The organism is Thioalkalivibrio sp., assembly GCF_007692535.1.
Classification (GTDB): Bacteria; Pseudomonadota; Gammaproteobacteria; order Ectothiorhodospirales; family Ectothiorhodospiraceae; genus Thioalkalivibrio.
This window is the reverse complement of sequence record NZ_REBW01000058.1, coordinates 1-2,726: the sequence shown is the minus strand read 5'-3', so window position 1 is coordinate 2,726 and position 2,726 is coordinate 1. Positions and strand designations below refer to the sequence as shown.

Annotated in this window: 1 protein-coding gene and 1 pseudogene; both read right to left on the bottom strand. The window is 65.2% G+C overall.

The annotated features are described in order from the left end of the window. Nucleotides 1–177 precede the first annotated feature (177 nt). The gene (locus tag EA346_RS01480) at nt 178–2,211 is read right to left on the bottom strand and encodes an ATP-binding protein (RefSeq protein WP_296754745.1); all 2,034 of its coding nucleotides are present in this window, start codon (nt 2,209–2,211) and stop codon (nt 178–180) included. Between the two features lie 384 nt (nt 2,212–2,595). Then, a pseudogene (locus EA346_RS01475) lies at nt 2,596–2,726 on the bottom strand (GNAT family N-acetyltransferase); the annotation flags it as partial.

Below are 2,726 nucleotides of genomic sequence, written 5' to 3'. Positions count from 1 at the left end.
AACCGGGACGGAACACGAGCCACCCGGATCATCGCTCTCCTTCTCAAGGTTCCGCGGATCATGCCGCCCAGACCGACCACCAAGAAACAGGTGTACTGTCCCCGGAAACCCGGAAACGCGAGTGCATGGGTACGCGGGTTGTGTCGGAGCTTGCTGGTGGGTGCGGGAACGGCGGGGTCAACTTGTCGGCGGCGGGGTGGCCAGCAGCTTCAGCAATACAGCGGTGTTGATCGGCTTGGTGAGATGTTCGTCGAAGCCGGCCTCCTTCGCGAGGCGCTTGTCGTCCTCCTGCCCCCAGCCGGTCACGGCGTATAGGCGCATCTGCCGGCCGCCCGGTAGCGCGCGGATCCGGCGCGCGACTTCGTACCCGCTCATGCCGGGCAGGCCGATGTCCAGCAACACGACCTCCGGCGCACGCGCCTCGATCGCACGCAGCGCGGCGGGGCCATCGGCCGCGACCTGCACGTCGGCCCCCTTCAACTCGAGAAACAGGCGCAGGCCCTGGGCCACATCGGCATTGTCATCGACCACCAGCACCCGCCGCGGGACCGCGTCCGTGCCTGCATCCGGTACGGCGTCGGCCATCTGCGGCGCCGGCAAGGCCAGCGGGAGACGCAACACGAACACGCTGCCATGACCGAGCCCCTGGCTGGTGGCGACGATCGATCCCCCGTGCAGCGCAATCAGCTGGCGCGACAAGGCCAGGCCGATGCCGAGCCCGCCACCCCCGGTCAGTTCACGGTGCTCCGGCACCTGGACGAACATGTCGAAGACCTCGGAGAGCCGCTCGGGCGGGATCCCATAGCCGCTGTCACTGACCCGCAACACCGCCTGACCGGCCTCAACGCCGGTGCTCAGGTGGATCGTACCTCCCGAATTCATGTATTTGGCGGCGTTGCTGAGCAAGTTCGCGGTCACTTGCGTCAGGCGCTGGTGATCGCCGTCGATCCACAACGGCGCGCCGGTCCGGCGCACAGTCAGCTCATGGCCGCGGGCATCGATCAGTGGTTGCGACAACTCGGCGGCCGCATCGACGACGCCATCCAGGTCGATGCGCGCGCGCTGCAGATCGATCTGGCCGCGGCTGATGCGCGAAACATCGAGCAACTCGTCCACCAAATGCACCAGATGGTCGACCTGCCGCTCCATCATCGCGCGCATGTTGGCGTGCGCTTCGGGCGAGGCGCGGGATCCCAGCACCTCAAGGCCCATGCGCAGGGGCGCCAGCGGGTTTCTCAATTCATGCGCCAGTACCGCGAGAAACTCATCCTTGCGCGCGGCCTCCTGGCGCAGCGCCGCCTCGGCCTGCTTGCGTTCGATCGCCCAGGAGGCCGCATGGCACAGACCCTCGACGAGTTGGCGCTCCCAGAGGGTCGGCTGCCGACACTCCCGGAAATAGGTGCCCAAGGTCCCCAGTACCCGGTTGTCGGAGCCACGAATGGGCATCGACCAGGCCGCCTTCAAGCCCAACGCCAGCGGCAGATGGGCGAGCCCTTCCCAGGACGGCGCGGCCTCGATATCAGGGGTGACCGTGATCTCGTTGCAAGCCGCGGCGTGGGCACAGGTCCCGAGGCCCGGTTCGATCCTCACTCCGTCCACGGCCTTGTAGTACCACGACGGCAACCCGGCACCGACGCAGGCGCGCAACGTTTCACCGGTTTCATCCGCCAGCATGATCGCCGCCACCGCGGAATGATCCGATTGCTGATCGACGATGTCGGTCAGCGCACGGAGCGCCTCGTCCAGCGGAATCGGAGCGGCCACGCCTTCCAGCGCCTGCTTCTGGGCACGCAGCAGCTCATCGGCCAGCCGGCGCTCCGTCACGTCGCGGCCGGAATGGTACATCGCGCCACCCGTGGCCGCCGGCACCAGATTCCAGCTGATCCTCTTGAAGCGACCATCCTTGCACCGCACCCGTTGCTCGAGTCTTTCCAGCGAGCGGCCAGACTGCAGATATGCGGCCATTGCAGCCCGCTCGTTCGGGTGCAGGATATCGTCGCAGGCCATCGCCAGTAGTTCGTCCGAACTCCAGCCAAGGACCTGGCACAGGGACGGGTTCACGTATATCCAACGCCACCGGCCATCACGCAGGGTCGTGATGCCGAGCATGTCCAGGGAATCATCGATGAAGGAATCGCTGTGCTCGTGGCAACAGGCGGCCATCGTCGCCCGATGCTGCACGGTCTCCACCGGGGCGTCCTGCTTGATCATGGTCGTCTTCGCATGGTTCTTCCTGGTTCCGCTTTGCGCCAACCCGTACTGACTACCCACCTCACATTCCTGCCCGACTATCGGCGATGGCCTGCAATACTGCGGGTAATACAAATCTTATGCGCGATTTGTCCTGGTCGCCATCGGCTTCGCGGAAAAACTTGACCTAGGTCTAGCATTTTGGTCCCCGACGGAAAGGCCGCGTGGTGACGGGAGCACGTTTGGCTCAAGCGAAAGCGGTAGCGGAGCTCTCTCAAGAAGGGTAGAGGTCAATAGGTTTCCTGATTATCACGGAAGCTCCGCAGAGGACTTCTTCGCGTGCAAGGCGCACTCCCACGGGTCCTTCGAACTGTGGGCAGAGGTTCGCCCGCGCGATCCGTTTGCTCAGGTGGCGTGACGCAGGGCAAGAGCGTTACCGTTCAGCCGCCGCAGCATCCGCTGATGCGCTATGCCGGCATTTTCGAAGATGTCGCTGATCACGATGAAGCCGTGCGGAGCGTAGAAGCCCCTGCGCG

Bases quoted from the DNA above. Each gene is read 5' to 3' on its own strand.
- EA346_RS01480 (WP_296754745.1), bottom strand. From the start codon at position 2,211: ATGATCAAGCAGGACGCCCCGGTGGAGACCGTGCAGCATCGGGCGACG.